Genomic DNA, 19,956 nt, shown 5'->3' with positions numbered 1-19,956 from the left:
GGTGGCGCCCGGCGTCCGCCGCTCCCCCGCCGGCCGCCGCGCCCCGCACGCCGTGGCCAGCAGGCCAAGGGCGCACACCGCCGCCGCTGCCCGTACGCCGCTCCCACGGACCCGGCCCGGCCCGCCGCACCCCGGCCACCGGCCCGTACCCCGGCCCGGTCCCTTCTTCCTCCGGCCCGGCTTCGGCCACCCTCTTGTCCTACAAGCTGCATGACGCCGCATCCTGACAGCGCGCCCCCGCCCGGCCGCCCCGGCGCAGCCCGCCACGCGCGCGCCGTCCACCGTCTGGCCCACAATGGGCCAGGTGAACGACCTCGACTCCTTCTCCGCCCTGCTCGCCCCCGAAGGCCAGGCACTGCTGGCCGCACTGCGCGGCCACGACCCGGCCGACGAGCTGGCGACCGCGACCAGGCTGCGCCGCGACCACCCCGCGCCGCTGGTCTCCGCCGCCCTGGGCCAGGCCGCGCTGCGCCGCCGCGCGACGGCGAAGTTCGGCGAGGACGCCCACCGCATGTACTTCACGCCCAACGGTGTCGAGCAGTCCACCCGTACCACGGTCGCCACCTACCGCGCGGAACGGCTCGCCGCCCTCGGCGTCCGCTCGCTGGCCGATCTGTGCTGCGGGGTGGGCGGGGACGCCATAGCGCTGGCCCGGGCCGGCATCCGCGTGCTGGCCGTCGACCGTGATCCGCTGGCCTGCGCGGCGGCCCGCGCCAACGCCGAGGCGCTGGGCCTGGCCGGCCTCATCGAGGTCCGCGAGGCCGACGTCACCGAGGTCGACACCTCTTCGTACGACGCGGTGTTCGTGGACCCGGCACGGCGCGGCGGACGCGGCGGCGGCCGGTCGGGGGGCCGGCCGGGCGGGCGGATCTTCGACCCCGAGGCGTACTCGCCGCCGCTGTCCTGGGCGGTCGGCGCCGCCCGGACGGCACCGTACGCGGCCCTGAAGATCGCCCCCGGCGTGCCCCACGAGGCGATCCCCGCCGACGCCGAGGCCGAGTGGATCTCCGACGGCGGCGACGTGAAGGAGGCCGTCCTGTGGTTCGGCACCGGGCCCGGCATCCGGCCCGGCGCGCACCGCGCCACCCTGCTCCCGGCCGGTGACTCCCTCCTCGGCGCGGACCTGCCCGACCCCGGGCCCGGCCCGGTCGGCCGCTGGCTGTACGAGCCGGACGGCGCGGTCATCCGCGCCCACCTCGTCGCGGACGTCGCCCAGCGGGTCGGCGGCCGGCTCATCGACCCGACGATCGCCTACATCACCGCGGACACCCTGGTCCCGACCCCGTACGCCACCGCCTACGAGATCACCGACGTCCTCCCCTTCAACGTCAAGAGACTCAAGGCCCTGCTGCGCGAACGCGAGACCGGCACCGCCGTCATCAAGAAGCGCGGCTCCGCCGTCGAGCCGGACGAACTCCGCAAGAAACTCAAGCTCTCCGGCCCCAACTCCTGCACCGTCATCATGACCCGCGTCGCGGGCGCCTCCACCATGCTCCTGGGACACCCGGCCGCCCAGCCCCCGTCATGACCCCACTCCCAGCTCGAACCACACGCACTTCCCGTACCACCCCATCGGATCCCCCGCGTCCGCCCCCACGCATCGGCCACCGCGTCCACGATCGCCAGCTCCGAGGTGCACAGCACCGCCGTGTCCACGAGCCCGTGCTGCTCGATGGACCGGAACACCTCGGCGACGAACTCCCGGAGGATCCGCGGCAGCAGGGGCTGCCGCGTGCCCTGAAGAGTGAAGACGTACGGCGGCGCGTAGATACAGTGACGCGCCCGGCAGCGTGCTGACCGTTGCGCCGGAGCCCTTCCGGGGGCTGCTGCGGGGGATCCGGCGCGGGGCGGTGGGTCAGTTCAGTTCGGTGAGGGGGTCCGCGTAGACCTGGGAGAGGGGCTGGGGGCCGACGTAGTGCTGGCAGGTGCATTGGCCGGGCTCGTACGCCACCGGCTTCTTGTCCGCGTCCCAGGACGTGGGGGCCTGCGTCACCTCGTGACACTTGCCCTGCTTGTCGTGCTTGGCCAGGTGGTGGCGGCAGCCGCAGACCGGCTCCGGGAGCTTGTGGGCCGCCTCCAGTTCCAGCCGTTCCTGCCGTTCGGCCTCCAGCCGTGCCATCTTGCGCTCGTGGCGCGTGCGCAGCGCCTTGCTGCCGGTGTCCACCACCTTGGCGAAGCCGCCCGCCATGAAAAACGCGAACACCCACCAGATCCAGTGCACGGCCGATCCGCCTCCCCGTATGCCTTCTGCGTTACCGCTGCTCTCAGGGTATGTCCTGGGAGCCGGTGGCCGACATCGCGGTGGGGTCCGAAGCCGGCGGCCCTTCGGGGGCGGCGGAGGCGGGCGTGGGCCGGTGCGGCAGGAGTGCCAGGGCCACCAGGGCTGCCAGGACGAGGAGGGCCGCGGAGACCGTGAAGGCCGTGGCGTAGCCGGCGGCGAGGGCGGGGCGGTCGGGGTGCGGGCCGCTCGCATTGGCGGCGACCGTGACCAGTACGGCCAGGCCGAGCGAGCCGCCGATCTGGCGTGCGGTGTTCAGCAGTCCGGAGGCCATGCCCGCTTCCTGCGGTACGACGCCGGTGGTCGCCGCCGTGCCGAGCGGGACGAAGGACATGCCGACGCCGACGCTCGTCAGGAGGGAGGGCCCCAGGATGGACGTCAGGAAGCTGCCGTCCGCGTGCATGGTCGCGGCGAACCAGGCGAAGCCCGCCCCGCCGAGCAGGCCGCCCAGCGCCAGGAGCCGGCCGGTGCCGAGGCGGGTGATGGCCCTCGGTGCGATGAGCGAGCCGATGACCACGCCGGCGCAGAACGGCAGGAACGCCAGGCCCGCCGCGGTCTCCCCGAACCGCAGCACCTGCTGCATGTAGAGGGAGCAGAAGAAGAACGCGGCGAACTGGCCGGAGCTGAGCAGGAGCGTGAAGAGGTTCCCCGCCAGGACCGGACGGCGGGTCAGCAGGCCGAGGCGCAGGAGAGGCTGCCGGGTACGGGATTCCACGGCGGCGAAGGCGGCGAGCAGCAGTGCGGCGGCGGCCAGGGCGGTGACGGTCCACGGTGAGGTCCAGCCCTCGGTCTCCGTACGGGCCAGGGCCCAGACCAGCACCGTCGTCCCGAGCGTGACCAGGACCGCGCCGGCCAGGTCCAGCCGGGGCCGCGGGCCGCCGTCCCGGTCGGCCGGGACCGACCGCACCGCCGCGAGCAGCGCGAAGAGCACGAACGGCACGTTCACCAGCATCACCGAGCGCCACCCCGTGGCCTCCGTGAGCAGTCCGCCGGCCAGCACCCCGAAGGCGCCGCCCGCCGCGCCCGCCATGCCCCACAGGCCCAGCGCCCGCGAGCGCGCGGGGCCGGCCGGGTAGGTGACCGTGAGCAGCGCGAGGGCGACCGGGGCCAGGGCCGCCGCCCCCACGCCCTGCGCGGCGCGGGCGGCGATCAGGGCGCCCGGCGTCCCGACCAGTCCGCCGGCCAGGCTGGCCGCGCCGAAGAGGAGGAGCCCGGCCAGCAGCGTACGGCGGCGGCCCAGGACGTCGGCCAGCCGTCCGCCGAGCATGAGCAGGCCGCCGAAGGCCAGGGCGTAGGCGTTGACGACCCATTGCAGGCCGTCGGGTGTGAAGCCCAGGTCCCGGCCCATGTCGGGCAGTGCGATGGCCACCACCGACATGTCCAGCGACACCATGAACTGTGTGGTGAGCACCGCGGCGAGCAGCCAACCCGCTTGGCGTGGACGGTTGTTCATACCTCTCCCCCTGCACTCGCGCCCATTTCCGGGCGCGCCCGGTCGTCTCTGCGGGGAGATTACTATACGCGTATAGAAATTGCCCGGGGCCGGTCGCCGGACGGGGGAGAATGAGGGGGTGAGCACAGAGCGGGAGCAGGAGCCTGGCGGAGAACGGCAAGGCGAGGGGAAGCGGAAGGCGGGACGGCCGCGCAAGCTGGATCCGGCGGCGATCGTCGCCGTCGCCCGCCGCATCCTGGAGGAGGAGGGCGTCGCCGCGCTGTCCATGCGGCGGGTGGCCAAGGAGGTCGGCAGCACGCCGATGGCGCTCTACCACCACGTACGGGACAAGGACGAGCTCTTGATGCGCGTCCTGAGCGGTACGGCGGCCACGATGCCGCGCCCCGAACTCCCCGAGGATCCGCGCGAGCGGCTGCTCGCCGTGAGCGTGCACATGCACCAGGGACTGCGGAAGATGCCGTGGGTGGTGGAGATCCTCAGCCTCGGTGACCTGTCCGACCCGGGGGCCCTGTGGATGGTCGAGGAGATCATCGACTCGGCGATGGCCTGCGGGCTCGACGAGCGCCGCGCCGTGCTCGCCTACCGCACCATCTGGCACTACGTCTTCGGCGAGCTGGTCTTCCAGGCGGCCCTGGAACGCCGCGCCCGGCAGCCCGGCCGGCGGCGGCACTTCCCCGAGATGCTGGAGGAGATCGACGACTCGCGGCTGCCGCGGCTCTCGGCGGTGGCCGGCCGCTGGTCGGCCATCACCGAGGACTACGACGTCGCGGAGGAACTGCGCGCCGTCATCGACGGGCTGCTCGCCGCGGCCGGGCGCGGCGAGCAGCGGGGGTCGTGAACGGCCGGGGCCAGGAGCAGAGGCCAGGAGCAGAGGCTAGGAGTAGAGGTTGTCCTTGCTCAGCTCGTGGAAGTGGTCGTGATCATGGGCGTGGCCGTGCCCGTGGCCCGCATCGCCGTGGTCGTGGTCGCCTCCGGCGCCCGGTACGTGGGGGTCCGTGACCGGCAGCGAGGAGTCCGCCGACAGTTCCCAGTCCGACGCCGCGCGGTTGCGGGCCACCATTTCCGCGCCGAGGGCCGCGACCATCGCCCCGTTGTCCGTGCACAGCTTCGGCCGCGGTACCCGCAGGGTGATGCCGGCCCTCTCGCAGCGCTCCTGTGCCAGTGCCCGCAGCCGGGAGTTGGCCGCCACCCCGCCGCCGATCATCAGGTGGTCGACGCCGTGGTCCTTGCAGGCGCGTACGGCCTTACGGGTCAGTACGTCCACGACGGCCTCCTGGAAGGACGCCGAGACGTCCGCGACCGGCACCTCCTCGCCCGCCGCCCGCCTGGCCTCGATCCAGCGTGCGACCGCCGTCTTCAGGCCGGAGAAGGAGAAGTCGTAGACCGGGTCGCGGGAGCCGGTCAGGCCGCGCGGGAACTTGATGGCGTCGGGGTCGCCCTCGCGCGCGTACCGGTCGATGACCGGGCCGCCCGGGAAGCCCAGGTTCAGCACCCGTGCCACCTTGTCGAACGCCTCGCCCGCCGCGTCGTCGATGGTCGAGCCCAGCGGCCGTACGTCGGAGGTGATGTCGGGCGCCAGCAGCAGGGAGGAGTGGCCGCCGGAGACCAGCAGGGCCATGGTCGGCTCGGGCAGCGCGCCGTGTTCGAGCTGGTCCACGCAGATGTGCGAGGCCAGGTGGTTGACGCCGTACAGCGGCTTGCCCAGCGCGTACGCGTACGCCTTGGCGGCCGAGACGCCGACCAGCAGCGCGCCGGCCAGCCCGGGGCCCGCGGTGACCGCGATGCCGTCCAGGTCGCCGGGCGCGACCCCGGCTTCCTTCAGGGCGCGCTGGATGGTGGGGACCATCGCCTCCAGATGCGCGCGGGAGGCCACCTCCGGTACGACGCCGCCGAAGCGGGCGTGCTCGTCGACGCTGGAGGCGACCGCGTCGGCGAGCAGGGTGTGGCCGCGCACGACACCGACGCCGGTTTCGTCGCAGGAGGTCTCGATGCCGAGGACGAGCGGTTCGTCAGCCATGGGTCTGTGTTCCTTGTGCGGGGCCGGAAGGGGGATCGGAGGGGCCGGAAGGAGGGTTGGAGGGGCCGGAAGGGGTGGCGGGACCGGAGGGTTCGGTTGCGGATCCGACGGACGGTGGCGTGCTCGTATCGGCGGGTGTGCCGTCCGGCGCGCCCAGTGTCAGGCGCATGACCAGGGCGTCGACGTTGCCGGGCTGGTAGTAGCCGCGGCGGAAGCCGATGGGCTCGAAACCGAAGCGCTCGTAGAGCCGCTGTGCGCGGGTGTTGTCCACCCGCACCTCCAGCAGGACCTCGTGGCACTCGAACGCGGTCGCCGCGGAGAGCAGCTCGCGCAGCAGCCGTGCGCCCAGGCCCGTGCCCCACTGGTCGCGGGCGGTGGCGATGGTCTGGATGTCGCCGGTGCCGTCGACGGCGGCCAGCCCGCCGTACCCGACGAGCCGGCCATCCAGCTCGGCGACCACATAGCGCCGGCTGGCCCCTATGCCGCGGGCATGGGCCAGCTCCGACCAGAACATGCCGGCCGACCAGGCGTCCTCGGGGAAGAGGTCGTGCTCCAGCTCCAGGACGGGCGGAATGTCCCACCAGCGCATCTCGCGGAGTACGGCGGTGCCCGGCGCGTCCGCTCCGACGGCCACTCGCGCGGTCACTTGGGGGTGACCACCTTGTAGTTGGCCGGCACCTGCGCGTCCGGGCGGCGCAGGTACAGCGGCTGCGGGGGCAGCATCTCCTGGCCCTTGGCCAGCTTCTCCGCCGCCAGCGCGGCCAGCGCCGCCGCGGACTGGTGCTCGGGCCCGTCCGCCCGTACGCCGCCGAAGACGTCCGCGTACAGCAGCGCGCCGGCGCCGACCGACGGCAGCGAACCGACCTGGCCTGCGATGTCCGCGGGCCGGTCGACGGACGGCTCGGTCAGCCGCGTACGGGAGTCCGCGTAGCGCGCCCAGTACACCTCCTTGCGGCGGGCGTCGGTCGCCACCACGAAGGGTTCCTCCAGGCCGGCGGCGTAGGCGATCCCGTCGAGCGAGCACAGCCCGTGGACCGGCACGTCCAGCGCCGCGCCGAAGGTGGCGGCGGTCACCAGCCCGACCCGCAGGCCGGTGTACGGGCCGGGGCCGACCCCGACCACGATGTCGGTGACCGCGTCGAGCTTGAGCCCGGCCTCGGCCAGCACCCGGTCGACGGAGGGCAGCAGCAGTTCGCCGTGCCGGCGGGCGTCCACCTGGCGGGACTCGGCGAGGACCCGGGAACCGTCGTGGAGCGCGACGGTGACGGCGGGGGTGGCGGTGTCAAGAGCTAGCAGCAGCACGCCTCAAGACTAAGGCTCGGCCGGGGGTGGGCCCGCGAGTGCTACGGTCGCCGGTAATCACGTATCACAGGGAACGTCGGAATCTGCTCGGCGGTGACCGGCGATGACTGGTGATGTACGAAGACTGGCGATGTACGAAAGGTGGTACAGCGGTGCCCAAGAGCAGCATGATCGTCACCGCTCTCACCGCGGCGGCTCTGGCCGTCGTCGGCGGCCTGGCCTACCAGGCGGCGGCCTCCGCGCCGGACCACCTCACCCAGGCCCGGCACGCCGGCCACTCCTCCTCGGCCTCCCCCGCTCCCTCCGGTCCGGCGCAGCAGAGCGGCAAGGGCAAGCCCCGCAAGGCCGCGAACGCCGTCCCGGAGGACTCCGGCGAGGGCCGGCGGGTGGTCTACGCGCTCGGCGCCCGGCGCGTATGGCTGGTCGGCGACGACGGCAAGCCGCTGCGTACGTACAAGGTGACGCCCAGCACCGTGAGCCCGAAGCCCGGCTCGTACACCGTCCTGTCACCGCGCTCGGAGCTGAGCCCGGGCTCGGACGGCGTGCCGGTCGAGCACGTCGTCCGTTTCCTGGTGGCGCCCGACGGTGTCGTGTTCGGCTTCAGCGCGGCCCGGGACGGCTCCATGCCCGACCCGAAGTCGACGAAGAAGACCGGCGGCATCCGCCAGTCCCGCGACGACGGCGCGGCGATGTGGGACTTCGCACTGCCCGAGACGAAGGTCGTGGTCGTCCCCTGACCCATCCGTCAGGGCCGGGCACCCGGCCTTGACGGGTCGAAGGGGATGACCGTGCGGTACTTGCCGCCGGCCGTCTGCCGGGGTGGCTCCTCGGCACGCTGGACCGTGACATGGCTGAGCCCGTTGTCGGCGAGGAAGCGGGTCAGCTCCCGGTCCGCGGTCTTCCACACCTGGTCCGGGTCGGCGCCGGCGGCCGTCAGCAGACGTACGCGCAGGGTCGACGGGGCGGTCTGTTCGACCTGGAACAGCTCGACTCCGGGAGTGCGGTCGAAGAGGGTGCCGAAGGCCAGGGGGCCGAGCTGCACCGGGTCGCCGTGGTCGGTGGGGAAGGTGAGGATGTCGCCCGCGCGCCCCTGTACGCGGATCGCGGGCAGCGGGTTGCCGCACGGGCACGGATCGGGCCGGAGCAGGACGCTGTCACCGAGGTCGTAGCGCAGGAACGGCTGTACGCGGTTGGCGAGGTTGCTGATCAGTACGGAGTGCGAGAACTGGCCGGGCGGGGTGGGCCGGTGATCGGCGTCGACCGGTTCGAGCACGGCCCAGTCGCTGTTGACGTGGTACCAGTCATGGGCGCAGCTATGGCTGAGGTAGGTGCACTCGGTCGCGCTGTATATCGTGCGGACCGTGGTGCGGAAGGCGCGGGCGATCCTGTCGGTGTCGTGCGTGGTCATCGTCTCGCCGGCCGGCAGCACCAGCGCCGGGTCGATGCGCAGGCGGCCGGCTTCCCGCTCGGCGGTGAGCAGCATGATCGTGCTGGTGTAGCCGATGACGAAGGAGGGGCGGTAGTCGTTGAGTTCGGCCACCAGTCGCGGCATCGGTGTGTGCACCGGGAAGGCCCGGATCAGCTTGCTGCGCCACCCGCCCTCTTGGAGCGTACGGGAGTACCCGGCGAAGCTGGCGTAGTGCCCGCCGGTGGCCACGAGCTGGGCGAAGCGGCCACCCCGGGCGGTTGCCCCGAGGAGCCGGGCGGGACCCAGCCACGAGGCGAGCGCGCGGGAGGTGAGTGCGCTTCCCACGGCCATGTACCGGTCGTCGAGGACGAAGAGGCCGCGTCGGCCGCTGGTGCCCGAGGTGGTGGCCACCATGTACTTCCCGAGGAACCGCTGTCCGATCCGGTCGGGGTCGGCGCTGAAGGCGCGCACCTTCTCGTGCGTGATGGCGCGGTCGGTCACCCAGTCGTCGAAGTGGCCCATCAGTTGCTTTTTGTCGGTGACGGGCAGCAGCGTCGGATCCTCCACCCGTTCGGGCAGACCGCGGTAGAGCTGCCGGTAGTACGGGGAGGTGGCCCGGGCGTGGGCGACCATGTCGGCCAGTCGCTCGCGCTGCCGTCGCAGGACGGCGGGCATGCCCTCCTTGCGGGCCCTGCGGGCGTCCCGTCCGAGTCCCTTTAAGTTCTCGGTCATCGTGCGGTGCTCCTTGTGGTCGTGGGGGCGGCCGGCATTCCGGCCTGCTGCAGGACGGCTAGGAAATAGGCCCTGACCTCTTCCGGGCCGGTGGTGTCGGGGTACGCGGCGAGGTGGTGCAGGGCCGCGCCGCTGAGCATCTGCTGAAGGATTTCCGGGTCGCTGTGCGCAGGGAGCTGTCCGGCCGCGCGAGCCCGCTCCAAGGTCGTGTGGACCGCGAGGCCGCGGTGACTGCCGTGAGCCTTGTGGTAGGCGTGCAGCAGTTCGGGGAGGTCGTCGACCGTTCCGTAAAGGCGGCGGATCAGCTTGCGGGCGCGGGGTGTGCCGAGGTGCTCGGCCCAGGCCGTGACCATGCTGTCGATGTCCGGCCAGTCCATCTCGCCGGGGTCCATGTCCCGGTACTCCCACTCGACCGCACGCACCAGCAGGTCGGTCAGGGTCGGGAAGCGCCGGTACACGGTGGCGCGGGTGACTCCGGCGCGGCGCGCCACCTGCTCGATGCTGGCCCAGGCCACGCCCCGCTCGATGAGCAGGTCGAGCGCCGCCGCGAGGATCGCCTCGTCCGCCTCCTGGCTGCGCGGCCGGCCGGGACTCCTCGTGGGCGGGGCCGGCACGGCAAGGGTGTCCCGTTCGGGACCGTTGTCAGCGTTCACAGTCATTACAATACAGCACAGCTCTGTATTGTAATGAGGGAAAGAAAAAACGACACCGCCCCGCCTTCTGTAGTCGGCCCGGGTGCGCCGGAGACGGCCTCGGGTTCCTCGGGTTCAGGCGGCGTCGCGCTCACCTGCGGACGCGGCCGTCGCCCCCTTCGGCCCTCCGGCGTCGCCATCACCGGCCCCGTCGCCGTCCGCGCCGTCCGCGCGCCCGGCGGCGGGCGTGTCCGGGGGCGTGGAGACGGCCTGGGCCGCGGCGCAGGCGGCGAGCAGTTCGTCCATCGTCGGCGCCGGTTCGTACGCATCGCGCTCCGCACGCCGGGCCGCTGCGGAAATGGGCTGGTGGGCCGTCATGGACGCCTCCCGGGGCTCCTGGGGCAAGCGGGCGAAGTTAGGCAGACCTAACCGGCTCTTGTACCCATGTCACCACGCCCGGCGCCGCGCGCGCAACATCTTCCCGACGGCTTGTCGGAAAGTACGGGCCGAGTCAGGAATACCAGGCGCCCAAAGCATCACAAAGCCGACCCGACCCGTAAGGGCCGAGTGGGGCACATATGGGCCGGGCGGGGCGCATGGCACGCACGGCACACACGGTGCGCAGGGCACACACGGCGCACACGCCCACAACGTCACTTCTCGGGTGCGGCGGACTCCTGGGACGCGGTGGCGCGCAGGGCGCGGGCGCCCAGGTCCCGCAGGTAGGTCACCAGTTCCGACGGCCGGTGGACCTCGAACTCGCAGCCGAGCATCAGCAGCCGCGACGCCGACCACTCCAGCGTGTCGGCGCTCCCCCGCAACAGGCACCTGTGTTCGTCGAGTGACTCGATGGCACCGACGGCGCCGCCGAGCCGCCGGGCCGCCTCTTCCGCGGGGAGGCGCAGGGTGACCAGGGTCTCGTACGTGGGCGCCAGGCTGTGCAGTCTGCCGATGACGTACGCGGCGGCGTCCGGCTCCGGCGGCTCGCGGGGCGCCAGCCGTACGCCGGTCCGCTGTGCCGCGTCGATCCGGTCGACCCGGAAGATCCGCCAGTCCGCGCGCTCGTCGTCGTACGCGAGCAGGTACCACCGGCGTCCGGCCACGACCAGGCGGTACGGCTCGACCAGACGCCGGGACGCGCGCCCGTCGGCCGCCCGGTAGGCGAACCGCAGCCCCTCGCGGCCGGCCACCGCGGCGGCCAGCACCGTCAGTTGCTCCGGGTCCACGGCGGGCCCGCTCGCGGCCGGCATCGGGACCATGGCGGCGCCGAGCGCGCCGACCCGGTGCCGCAGCCTCGACGGCAGTACCTGCTCCAGCTTGGCCAGGGCCCGTACGGACGCCTCCTCGATGCCCTCCACCGGGTGCCCGGCCGCCGTGCGCAGGCCCACCGCGACGGCCACCGCCTCCTCGTCGTCCAGGAGCAGCGGCGGCATGGCCGCACCGGCGGCGAGCCGGTAGCCGCCCAGCGGCCCCATCGTCGCCTCCACCGGGTAGCCCAGCTCGCGCAGCCGGTCGACGTCCCGGCGGATCGTGCGGGCGGTGACGCCCAGGCGTCCGGCCAGTTCGCTGCCGGGCCACTCACGGGGGGTCTGGAGGAGGGAGAGCAGTTTCAGGAGGCGTGCGGGGGTGTCGGTCGTCATGCGCGCCATCATGCCCAGAGGTATAGGACCGGTTCTGTCCTAGAGGACGCCTACTGTCGTCGGCGTACCGCGGCAGGGCGGCCCGGCGCGGCAGACCGAACAGGGGAGACTCCTATGAACAACAGGACCACGGACGGTGCGATCCGTCCCTTCCGTATCGACATTCCCCAGGCCGACGTGGACGATCTGCGCGACCGGCTCGCCCGGACCCGGTGGACCCCGCAGCTCCCCGGCGACGGCTGGCAGCGCGGGGTCCCCGTCGACCACCTCAAGGACCTGGCCCGGTACTGGCGCGACGACTTCGACTGGCGCGCGCAGGAGGCGCGGCTGAACGGGTTCCCGCAGTTCATGACCGAACTGGACGGCCAGGACGTGCACTTCCTGCACGTCCGCTCTCCCGAGCCGGACGCCCGGCCGCTGCTGCTCAACCACGGCTGGCCCAACTCCTTCCTGGAGTTCGCCGAGCTGACCGGCCCGCTCACCGACCCCCGCGCGCACGGCGGCGACCCGTCCCGGGCGTTCCACGTCGTCATCCCCTCGGTGCCCGGCTTCGGGTTCTCCCAGGCGCCGCGCGGCACCGGCTGGGACGCGGCGCGGGTGGCGCGGCTGTGGGTGGAGCTGATGCGGCGCCTGGGCTACGAGCGGTACGGCGTGCAGGGCGGCGACTTCGGCGCGTACGTCGCCCCGGAGGTGGCCAGGGCCGCCCCGGACCGGGTCAGCGGCGTGTACGTCATCGCCGGGCTCGGCTTCCCCACCCAGGCGGACGTGCCCGGGCTGAACGAGGAGGAGCGGGCGGCCTTCGAGCTGCTCCAGCGGGCGGACTGGATGAACGGGGTGGACCACCACGCCCTGCTGCGCGCCGCGCCGCAGACCTTCGCCTACGGCTGGCAGGAATCCCCGGTCGCGGCGCTGGCCTGGATGACGCAGAAGTTCCACGAGTTCAACGCCACCGGCGAGCCGCTGGAGGAGGTCATCGACCGCGACCTGTTCCTGGCCAACGTGAGCCTGTACTGGTTCACCGGGACCTTCGGCTCTTCGGCCTGGCCGTACTACGAGAGCACCGGCTTCGGCTGGCCGGCGGGGCAGAAGGCGGTACCGACCGGCGTCTACAGCGGGGCGCCGGGCATCCGCCGGCTCGCCGAGCGCACCAACACCATCGTCCACTGGCCGACGGACAACCCGGGCGGGCACCACTTCCTGGCCATGCAGCGGGCGCGGGCCCTCGCGGCCGACCTGGGGAGGTTCTTCGACAAGGTCGGCTGAGAGCCCGTCAGCGGGCGCCGGAGCTGCTGGGGCTTGCCGGAGCCGGAGCTGCCGGAGCTGCCGGGAGAGCCGCCCCGGGGGTGTCTCACGGCGTCCGCAGCGCCGTCAGGTCCGCGTCCGCCCAGCGCGGGCCGACGCCGGTGACCGTCACCTCGCGCACATCATCACCGTCGGCCACCTCGTCCCCGTCGGCCGCAGCCCGTACGGCGCCCGGGGCCGCGTCCTGTGCGCCGCCCGGGGCCGCGTCCGCTCCCACCGCGCGGGCGATGACGACATGGAGCCGGTCCTCCGAGAGTTCCTCGACCTTGCCCTCGCCCCACTCCACGACCACCACCGACTCCGGCAGCGAGACGTCCAGGTCCAGGTCCTCCATCTCCTCCAGCCCGCCGCCCAGCCGGTAGGCGTCCACGTGCACCAGCGCCGGGCCGCCGCTCAGCGGGGGGTGGACGCGGGCGATGACGAAGGTCGGGGAGGTGACGGCGCCCCGTACTCCCATGCCCTCTCCCAGGCCCCGGGTCAGCGTCGTCTTGCCCGCGCCCAGCTCCCCGGTGAGCAGCACCAGGTCGCCGGGGCGCAGCAGACCGGCCAGTCTGCGGCCCAACTCGCGCATGTGGTCGGGGGACTTGACGGTTACGTGGGCAGTCGTGCCGGTGGTGCTCATGCCGCCGATGGTACGGCCCGGGCGCGCCCGAAGCCGATCCGGCCGGCCCGGCGCCGCACAGGCCCGCGGTACCAAAGGCGCCGCCCCCGGCTTCAGGCCGCCCTCGAACCGCCCTCGGACCCGCTGCCGGACCCGCTCCCGGCCGCGCCCTCAGGCCCGTTCCGGGCGCCGGTCGCGGGCCGCCCGCACCGCGCGGTCCACGAACGCCAGCAGCCGGTCGTTGACCACGTCCGGCCGCTCCAGCATCACCAGGTGACCGGCGCCGGGCACACAGACCTGCTCGGCCGCGGGCAGCAGGTCGGCGATGGCCTGGCTGTGTTCCGGCGGGGTGATCAGGTCCCCGTCACCGGCCAGCACCAGCGCGGCGACCGCGTCGTACGCCGCCAGCGCCTCGGTCTTGTCGTGCACGGCGAAGGCCGGGAAGAACTCCGCGACCACGTCGATCGGGGTGGACTCGATCATGCGCTCGGCGAACCGCGCCACACCCGGGTCCACCTCTTTGGGCGTACCGAAGGAGTAGCGCTTGACGAGCCCGGCGAACAGGTCGGCGGTCGCCCGCCGTCCGCGCTCGACCAGTTCGCTCTGCGCCCCCAGGGCCTTGAGCAGGCCGGGCGCGAACCGGTGGAATGCCTTGACGCCCAGCGACGGCAGCCCGAAGGCGACCTCGCTCAGCCGCCCCGCCGACGTCCCGATGAGCGCCACGCCCACCACCCGCTCCGCGACGTAGCGCGGGAACTGGTCGGCGAGCGCCATCACCGTCATGCCGCCCATGGAGTGCCCGACCAGCACGATCGGCCCTTCGGGGACGGCGGCGTCCAGCACCGCCTTCAGGTCGCGGCCCAGCAGGTCGATGCTGATGGCCTCGGTGCCCTCGATCTGGCCGTGCCCGCGGTCGGAGCGGCCGTGGCTGCGCTGGTCCCAGTGGACGCTGCGTACGGTGCCGCGCAGCGCGGCGCGCTGGAAGTGCCAGGCGTCCTGGTTGAGGCAGTAGCCGTGGCAGAAGACGACGGTGGGGCCCGTGGTGCGCCGTCCCAGGGCCCCCAGCAGCCGCTTGCGGCGCGCGGTGCCGTGTGTGGAGCCGTGCGCGCCGGCGAGGGCGCCGCCATGGGTGCCGGGCGCGCCGGTACCGCTGCCGTTCTGCCCCGCCGCCGGTTCCGGTGTCAGGCCGGGCTCGTCCACCTCGTAGTACAGCCGCGTGCCGTCCTCGGCGACCGCCGTGCCCGGTGTGCCGCGCAGGGTCCCGTAGGGCCCGGCGGCGTCCAGTGCCAGCCGCGCCCTGCGGCGCATCCCCCGGCCGACCGTCAGCCGCTCGATGGCCACCCCGGCGGCGGCGCCCGCCGCGACCACGCCGATCGCGGCCCCCGCTATGCCCGCGTGGCGTGACGCCTTGGCCCACGTGCCGGCCCGCTCGACGGCATCGGCCGCCGCGTCCGCCGCTTCCGCCACGGTCTGCACCGCCGTCCGGCTCTTCTCGCTCATGTCCCGCTCCCCGTGGTCCCCGTGTCCTCGCGCTCGCCTACATAGACGCGTGGCACCCGGGCCGAGATCCGGGTGACGATCTCATAAGCGATGGTGCCCGTGGCACGGGCCCAGTCCTCGGCGGTCGGCTCGCCGTGGTCCCCGGGCCCGAACAGTACGGCCCGCTCGCCCACCTGCGCCGAGTCTCCGCCCAGGTCGACGACGAACTGGTCCATCGCGACCCGGCCGGCGACCGTGCGCCACTTGCCGGCGACCATGACCGGTCCGCCGCCCGAGGCATGCCGGGGTACACCATCGGCGTACCCGAGGGGAACGAGCGCAAGCGTGGTTTCCCCGGGTGTGGTGTACAGGTGCCCGTAGGAGACGCCGTGGCCGCCCGGGACGCGCTTGACCGAGGCCACGGACGCTTCGAGGGTCATGACGGGCCGCAGGCCGAAGTCCGCGGGGCCGCCGACATCGGGGACGGGCGAGAGGCCGAAGACGCCGATGCCGGTCCGTACGAGGTCGAAGCGCGCCTCGGGGAGGGTGAGCAGCGCCGGGGTGTTGGAGATGTGCCGTACCTCCGGGTCCAGGCCGGCCCCGGCGGCCTGGGCCAGCGCCGTGCGGAAGGTTTCGAGCTGGGCGGCTATGGAGGGGTGCCCCGGCTCGTCGGCGCAGGCGAAGTGCGACCACAGGCCGGTGACGCGGACGGTGCCCTGGGCCTCGGCGGCGCGGGCGGCGCGGGTCAGCTCCGGCCAGTCGGCGGGCGTGCAGCCGTTGCGGCCCAGGCCCGTGTCGATCTTCAGTTGTACGCGTGCGGTACGGCCGCACTCCCGGGCCGCCGCGACCACCTCGCGCAGCGCCCACATTCCGCTGACCGACACGTCGACGTCCCGCTCGACCGCCTCCCGCCACGGGCCGCCGGGCGTCCACAGCCAGCACATCAGGCGTCCGGTGTCCCCGGCCGCGCGCAGCGCGAACGCCTCCTCGGGCAGCGCCGTACCGATCCAGCCCGCGCCGGCCTCGCGCGCGGCCCGTGCGCACCGCACCGCGCCGTGGCCGTAGCCGTCGGCCTTGACCACGACCATCAGCTCGGCGCCGGAAGCCCGGTCCCTGAGCGCACGTACGTTCGACCTCAGTGCGTCGAGATCGATCACGGCACGGGCACGCGTTGCTGTATCAGTCATTCCCCCAGTGTCCCAGGCGCCGCTCCAGCCCCTTCCCGCGCAGCTCCAAGGAACACCGAACCCCCATGTTCGCCGCCCGCCCGGCTCCCCGCGAGACGAATTACGGACCGGTTCCGGGGCCGCCCGGAAGCCGCCCGGTGGCTGCCGGGCCCAGGGCCGCGGGGCGCCCGGGGGTCAGATCTGGACCTCCCGCCAGGCCGCGGGGAGGGTGTCGGCCACCTGCGAGGCCAGGACGGGCGTGCCTTGGGGGCCGGAGGCCAGCCGGGCGGCCAGGCCGTGCAGATGGGCGCCGGTGGCCGCGGCGTCGCGCGGCGGCAGGCCGGCGGCCAGCAGGGAACCGGTGAGGCCGGAGAGGACGTCGCCGCTGCCGGCCGTGGCCAGCCAGCCCGTACCGGTCGGGTTGGCCCGCACGGGCCCCGCGGCGTCCGCGATCAGCGTCGTGGAGCCCTTGAGCAGGGCGGTGGCGCCGAACCGCCCGGCCAGCGCGCGTACGGAAGCCAGCCGGGCCGCCTCGACCTCCTCGCGGGCGGTGTGCAGCAGCGCGGCGGCCTCCCCGGCGTGCGGGGTCAGCAGGGTCGGCGCCGTACGGGCCCGCAGCCGCCCGGGGGTCAGGAACCGCAGCCCGTCGGCGTCCACGAGCACCGGCACGTCCGAGGCGAGCACGTCCTCCACCTCGGCCTCGCCGTCCTCGCCGAGACCGGGGCCGATCACCCACGCCTGGACCCGGCCCGCCTTGGACGGCGGCCCCTGGTGCACCAGCGTCTCCGGGAAGCGGGCCAGCACCGCACCGGCCGCGTGGCCCACGTACCGTACGGCTCCGGCGCCGCCGCGCAGCGCCCCCGCCACCGCCAGCACCGCCGCGCCCGGGTAGCGCGCCGAGCCCGCCACCACGCCCACCACGCCCCGCCGGTACTTGTCGGTCTCCGCCGACGGGCGGGGCAGCAGGCCGGCCACGTCCGCGTACTGGAACGCCTCCACCGCCGGTTCGTCCGGCAGCCGCAGGCCGATGTCCACCAGGCGCAGCGCGCCCGCGTACTCGTGGGCGGGGTCGATGAGCAGCCCCGGCTTGTACGCGCCGAAGGTCACCGTCACATCCGCGTGCACCGCCCGGCCGGGCACCTCGCCGGTGTCCGCGTCCACGCCGCTGGGCAGGTCGACCGCCACGACCGTGGTCCGGCGGGCCGCGTCGGCCAGGTGGGCGGCCTCCGGGCGCAGTCCGCCCCGGCCGCCGATGCCGACGATCCCGTCGACCACCAGGTCGGCGCGTTCGATGTCCCGCAGCGCCCCGGAGGAGACCCGGCCGCCGGCCGCGCGCAGCGCCGCCAGCCCACCGGGGTGCGCGCGTTCCGGGGAGAGCAGCACCGCCCTGACCCCGGCGCCCCGCGCGGCCAGCTTCGCGCCCGCGTACAGCGCGTCGCCGCCGTTGTCGCCGCTGCCCACCAGCAGCACCACCCGGGCCCCGTACACCCGCCCCAGCAGTTCTCCGCAGGCCACGGCCAGTCCGGCCGCGGCCCGCCGCATGAGCGTTCCTTCGGGCAGACGGGCCATCAACTCCCGCTCGGCGGCCCGTACGGTCTCCACGCTGTACGCAGTCCTCATGCCCCCAGTCTCACCCCGCGCCCCGGGGCGATCACAAGGACCGCCCCCGCCGGGGTGGCGCACCGCGGCCTGCACGGCGCGCCACCCCGTGCGGCGGCGGCTCAGCCCTCCGCGATCACCACGGCCGAGGCGACGCCCGCGTCGTGGCTGAGCGAGACGTGCCAGCCCTGCACCCCCAGTTCCGCCGCGCGCGCCGCGACCGTGCCGCGTACCTTCAGCACCGGCTGTCCGCTGTCCAGCACGGCGACCTCCGCGTCCGTCCAGCGCAGCCCGCTCGGTGCGCCCAGCGCCTTGGCCAGGGCCTCCTTGGCGGCGAACCGGGCGGCGAGTGAGGCGATGCCGCGCCGCTCGCCGCTCGGAAGCAGCAACTCCTGCTCCAGGAACAGCCGTTGGGCCATCTCCGGCGTGCGCTCCAGCGCCGCGCCGAACCGTTCGATCTCGGCGACGTCGATGCCGACCCCGATGATGCTCACTCCACCGTCACCGACTTGGCCAGGTTCCGCGGCTGGTCGACCTCGTTGCCGCGGGCGGTGGCCAGCTCGCAGGCGAAGACCTGGAGCGGCACGGTGGAGACCAGCGGCTGCAGCAGGGTGGGGGTGCGCGGGATGCGGACGAGGTGGTCCGCGTAGGGGACCACGGCCTCGTCGCCCTCCTCGGCGATGACGATCGTGCGCGCGCCCCGGGCCCTGATCTCCTGGATGTTGGAGACGATCTTGTCGTGCAGCACGGACCGGCCGCGCGGGGAGGGCACGACCACGACCACCGGCACGTCGTCCTCGATCAGCGCGATCGGGCCGTGCTTGAGCTCGCCGGCCGCGAAGCCCTCGGCGTGCATGTACGCCAGTTCCTTGAGCTTGAGGGCGCCCTCCAGCGCCACCGGGTAGCCGACGTGGCGCCCCAGGAAGAGCACCGTGTCCTTGTCGGCGAGCCCGCGCGCCAGCTCCCGCACCGGCTCCATCGTGCCCAGGACCTGCTCGACCTGGGTGCCGATCTCCGCCAGCTCCCGCACCACGGCGCGCACCTCGTCGCCCCACTTGGTGCCGCGCACCTGCCCCAGATACAGCGCCACCAGGTAGCAGGCCACCAACTGCGTCAGAAACGCCTTCGTGGAGGCGACGGCGACCTCCGGGCCGGCGTGGGTGTAGAGCACCGCGTCCGACTCGCGGGGGATGGTCGAGCCGTTGGTGTTGCAGATGGCCAGCACCTTGGCGCCCTGCTCGCGCGCGTGGCGCAGCGCCATCAGGGTGTCCATCGTCTCGCCGGACTGGGAGATGGCGATGACCAGCGTGCGCGGGTCCAAGATCGGGTCGCGGTAGCGGAACTCGCTGGCCAGCTCCGTCTCGCACGGGATGCGGGTCCAGTGTTCGATCGCGTACTTGGCGATCATGCCCGCGTGGAAGGCGGTGCCGCAGGCCACTATGACGACCTTGTCGACCTCCCGCAGCACCGGGGCGGGGATGCGGACCTCGTCCAGGGTCAGCGCGCCGGAGGCGTCGATCCGGCCCAGGAGGGTGTCGGCGACCGCCTTGGGCTGTTCGGCGATCTCCTTGAGCATGAAGTAGTCGTAGCCGTCCTTCTCGGCCGCCGAGGCGTCCCAGTCCACGTGGTAGGACCGTACGTCCGCGGGCGCGCCCTGGAAGTCGGTGACCTGTACGCCGTCCCGCCGCACCTCCACGACCTGGTCCTGGCCCAGCTCCACGGCCTCCCGGGTGTGGGCGATGAACGCCGCCACGTCCGAGGCCAGGAACGCCTCGTCCTCCCCGACGCCCACCACCAGCGGTGAGTTGCGGCGCGCCCCGACCACCACGTCCGGCGCGTCGGCGTGCACCGCCACCAGCGTGAACGCGCCCTCCAGGCGCCGGCACACCTGCCGCATCGCCTCGGCCAGGTCACCGCAGGAGGAGAAGTTCTCCGCCAGCAGGTGCGCGACGACCTCGGTGTCGGTCTCCGAGGCCAGGCCGTGGCCGCGCTCGGCCAGCTCGGCGCGCAGCGCGGCGAAGTTCTCGATGATGCCGTTGTGGACGACGGCCACCCGGCCCGCGTTGTCCAGATGCGGGTGGGCGTTGGCGTCGGTGGGGCCGCCGTGGGTGGCCCACCGGGTGTGTCCGATGCCCGTCGCGCCCGCCGGCAGCGGACGGTCCGCCAGTTCCTTCTCCAGGTTGGCGAGTTTGCCCGCCTTCTTGGCCGCCGCGAGCCCGCCGTCGGCCTGTACGGCGATGCCCGCCGAGTCATAGCCCCGGTACTCCAGCCGCTTCAGACCGGCCAGTACGACGTCCAGGGCGGACCGGCCACCCACATATCCCACGATTCCACACATGGGGGCAGC

Annotated in this window: 19 protein-coding genes; 4 read left to right on the top strand and 15 right to left on the bottom strand. The window is 73.8% G+C overall.

Features of this window, described 5'->3' with window-relative positions:
* Window positions 1–295: 295 nt before the first annotated feature.
* Window positions 296–1,528 (top strand): class I SAM-dependent methyltransferase, encoded by a 1,233-nt coding sequence (locus tag KGS77_RS19830; protein ID WP_242583709.1) that lies wholly within the window; start codon window positions 296–298, stop codon window positions 1,526–1,528.
* A 327-nt stretch (window positions 1,529–1,855) separates the two neighbouring features.
* Here KGS77_RS19830 and KGS77_RS19825 read toward each other — a convergent pair whose 3' ends face one another.
* Both KGS77_RS19825 and KGS77_RS19820 read right to left on the bottom strand, forming a co-directional pair.
* The gene (locus KGS77_RS19825; RefSeq protein WP_242583707.1) at window positions 1,856–2,221 is read right to left on the bottom strand and encodes a hypothetical protein; all 366 of its coding nucleotides are present in this window, start codon (window positions 2,219–2,221) and stop codon (window positions 1,856–1,858) included.
* Between the two features lie 43 nt (window positions 2,222–2,264).
* Window positions 2,265–3,731, bottom strand: a complete 1,467-nt coding sequence (locus KGS77_RS19820; RefSeq protein WP_242583705.1) for an MFS transporter — start codon at window positions 3,729–3,731, stop codon at window positions 2,265–2,267.
* A gap of 118 nt (window positions 3,732–3,849) precedes the next feature.
* Between KGS77_RS19820 and KGS77_RS19815 the strand changes: the two genes are divergently transcribed.
* Window positions 3,850–4,569 carry a TetR/AcrR family transcriptional regulator gene (locus tag KGS77_RS19815; RefSeq protein ID WP_242583703.1) on the top strand — a complete coding sequence of 240 codons (720 nt, stop codon included), beginning with the start codon at window positions 3,850–3,852 and terminating at the stop codon, window positions 4,567–4,569.
* A gap of 36 nt (window positions 4,570–4,605) precedes the next feature.
* On the opposite strand, the gene tsaD is transcribed toward KGS77_RS19815, so the two are convergent.
* From tsaD to tsaB, 3 genes are read right to left on the bottom strand one after another with little or no spacing between them, the layout of a single operon-like run.
* On the bottom strand, window positions 4,606–5,748 hold the full coding sequence (gene tsaD / locus KGS77_RS19810) for a tRNA (adenosine(37)-N6)-threonylcarbamoyltransferase complex transferase subunit TsaD (RefSeq protein ID WP_242583701.1): 1,143 nt from the start codon (window positions 5,746–5,748) through the stop codon (window positions 4,606–4,608).
* Window positions 5,741–6,337, bottom strand: a complete 597-nt coding sequence (gene rimI, locus KGS77_RS19805) for a ribosomal protein S18-alanine N-acetyltransferase (protein WP_242587569.1) — start codon at window positions 6,335–6,337, stop codon at window positions 5,741–5,743. Before rimI ends, tsaD begins: the two co-directional genes overlap by 8 nt.
* 53 nt (window positions 6,338–6,390) lie before the next feature.
* Window positions 6,391–7,050, bottom strand: coding sequence for a tRNA (adenosine(37)-N6)-threonylcarbamoyltransferase complex dimerization subunit type 1 TsaB (gene tsaB, locus KGS77_RS19800; RefSeq protein ID WP_242583699.1), 660 nt, complete (start codon window positions 7,048–7,050; stop codon window positions 6,391–6,393).
* A gap of 152 nt (window positions 7,051–7,202) precedes the next feature.
* On the opposite strand from tsaB, the gene KGS77_RS19795 reads away from it, so the two are divergent.
* Window positions 7,203–7,787 carry a hypothetical protein gene (locus KGS77_RS19795; protein WP_242583697.1) on the top strand — a complete coding sequence of 195 codons (585 nt, stop codon included), beginning with the start codon at window positions 7,203–7,205 and terminating at the stop codon, window positions 7,785–7,787.
* Window positions 7,788–7,795: 8 nt separating this feature from the next.
* Here the strand turns inward: KGS77_RS19795 and KGS77_RS19790 are convergent, their stop codons facing one another.
* The 4 genes from KGS77_RS19790 to KGS77_RS19770 form a co-directional block, all read right to left on the bottom strand.
* A complete protein-coding gene (locus KGS77_RS19790; protein ID WP_242583695.1) occupies window positions 7,796–9,190 on the bottom strand; it encodes a phenylacetate--CoA ligase family protein in 1,395 nt (464 codons plus the stop codon).
* Window positions 9,187–9,843 carry a TetR/AcrR family transcriptional regulator gene (locus KGS77_RS34665; protein WP_277994244.1) on the bottom strand — a complete coding sequence of 219 codons (657 nt, stop codon included), beginning with the start codon at window positions 9,841–9,843 and terminating at the stop codon, window positions 9,187–9,189. The genes KGS77_RS19790 and KGS77_RS34665 overlap by 4 nt, the downstream gene beginning before the upstream one ends.
* A 114-nt stretch (window positions 9,844–9,957) precedes the next feature.
* A complete protein-coding gene (locus KGS77_RS19775) occupies window positions 9,958–10,227 on the bottom strand; it encodes a hypothetical protein (RefSeq protein WP_242583693.1) in 270 nt (89 codons plus the stop codon).
* 248 nt (window positions 10,228–10,475) lie between these two features.
* On the bottom strand, window positions 10,476–11,462 hold the full coding sequence (locus KGS77_RS19770) for a YafY family protein (protein ID WP_242583691.1): 987 nt from the start codon (window positions 11,460–11,462) through the stop codon (window positions 10,476–10,478).
* 114 nt (window positions 11,463–11,576) lie between these two features.
* Here KGS77_RS19770 and KGS77_RS19765 point away from each other — a divergent pair, with 114 nt between their 5' ends.
* Window positions 11,577–12,725: an epoxide hydrolase gene (locus KGS77_RS19765; protein ID WP_242583689.1), complete on the top strand. Its 1,149-nt coding sequence runs from the start codon at window positions 11,577–11,579 to the stop codon at window positions 12,723–12,725.
* Between the two features lie 85 nt (window positions 12,726–12,810).
* On the opposite strand, the gene tsaE is transcribed toward KGS77_RS19765, so the two are convergent.
* From tsaE to glmS, 6 genes are all read right to left on the bottom strand, one after another.
* Complete coding sequence (gene tsaE, locus KGS77_RS19760) at window positions 12,811–13,386, bottom strand: tRNA (adenosine(37)-N6)-threonylcarbamoyltransferase complex ATPase subunit type 1 TsaE (protein WP_242583687.1); 576 nt, start codon at window positions 13,384–13,386, stop codon at window positions 12,811–12,813.
* A gap of 150 nt (window positions 13,387–13,536) precedes the next feature.
* Complete coding sequence (locus tag KGS77_RS19755) at window positions 13,537–14,865, bottom strand: alpha/beta hydrolase (RefSeq protein WP_242583677.1); 1,329 nt, start codon at window positions 14,863–14,865, stop codon at window positions 13,537–13,539.
* Window positions 14,862–16,031 (bottom strand): alanine racemase, encoded by a 1,170-nt coding sequence (gene alr / locus KGS77_RS19750; protein ID WP_242583675.1) that lies wholly within the window; start codon window positions 16,029–16,031, stop codon window positions 14,862–14,864. Before alr ends, KGS77_RS19755 begins: the two co-directional genes overlap by 4 nt.
* 174 nt (window positions 16,032–16,205) lie before the next feature.
* Entirely contained in the window at window positions 16,206–17,630 is a 1,425-nt protein-coding gene (locus KGS77_RS19745; RefSeq protein ID WP_242583673.1) for an NAD(P)H-hydrate dehydratase, read from the bottom strand.
* Window positions 17,631–17,731: 101 nt separating this feature from the next.
* On the bottom strand, window positions 17,732–18,103 hold the full coding sequence (locus KGS77_RS19740; protein ID WP_242583671.1) for a holo-ACP synthase: 372 nt from the start codon (window positions 18,101–18,103) through the stop codon (window positions 17,732–17,734).
* Window positions 18,100–19,947 carry a glutamine--fructose-6-phosphate transaminase (isomerizing) gene (gene glmS / locus KGS77_RS19735; RefSeq protein ID WP_242583669.1) on the bottom strand — a complete coding sequence of 616 codons (1,848 nt, stop codon included), beginning with the start codon at window positions 19,945–19,947 and terminating at the stop codon, window positions 18,100–18,102. Before glmS ends, KGS77_RS19740 begins: the two co-directional genes overlap by 4 nt.
* Window positions 19,948–19,956 lie beyond the last annotated feature (9 nt).

Source organism: Streptomyces sp. MST-110588 (assembly GCF_022695595.1).
In the GTDB taxonomy this organism is placed as follows: Bacteria; Actinomycetota; Actinomycetes; order Streptomycetales; family Streptomycetaceae; genus Streptomyces.
Note: the sequence above shows the minus strand (reverse complement) of the source record. Positions and strands in the feature narration are given on the sequence as shown.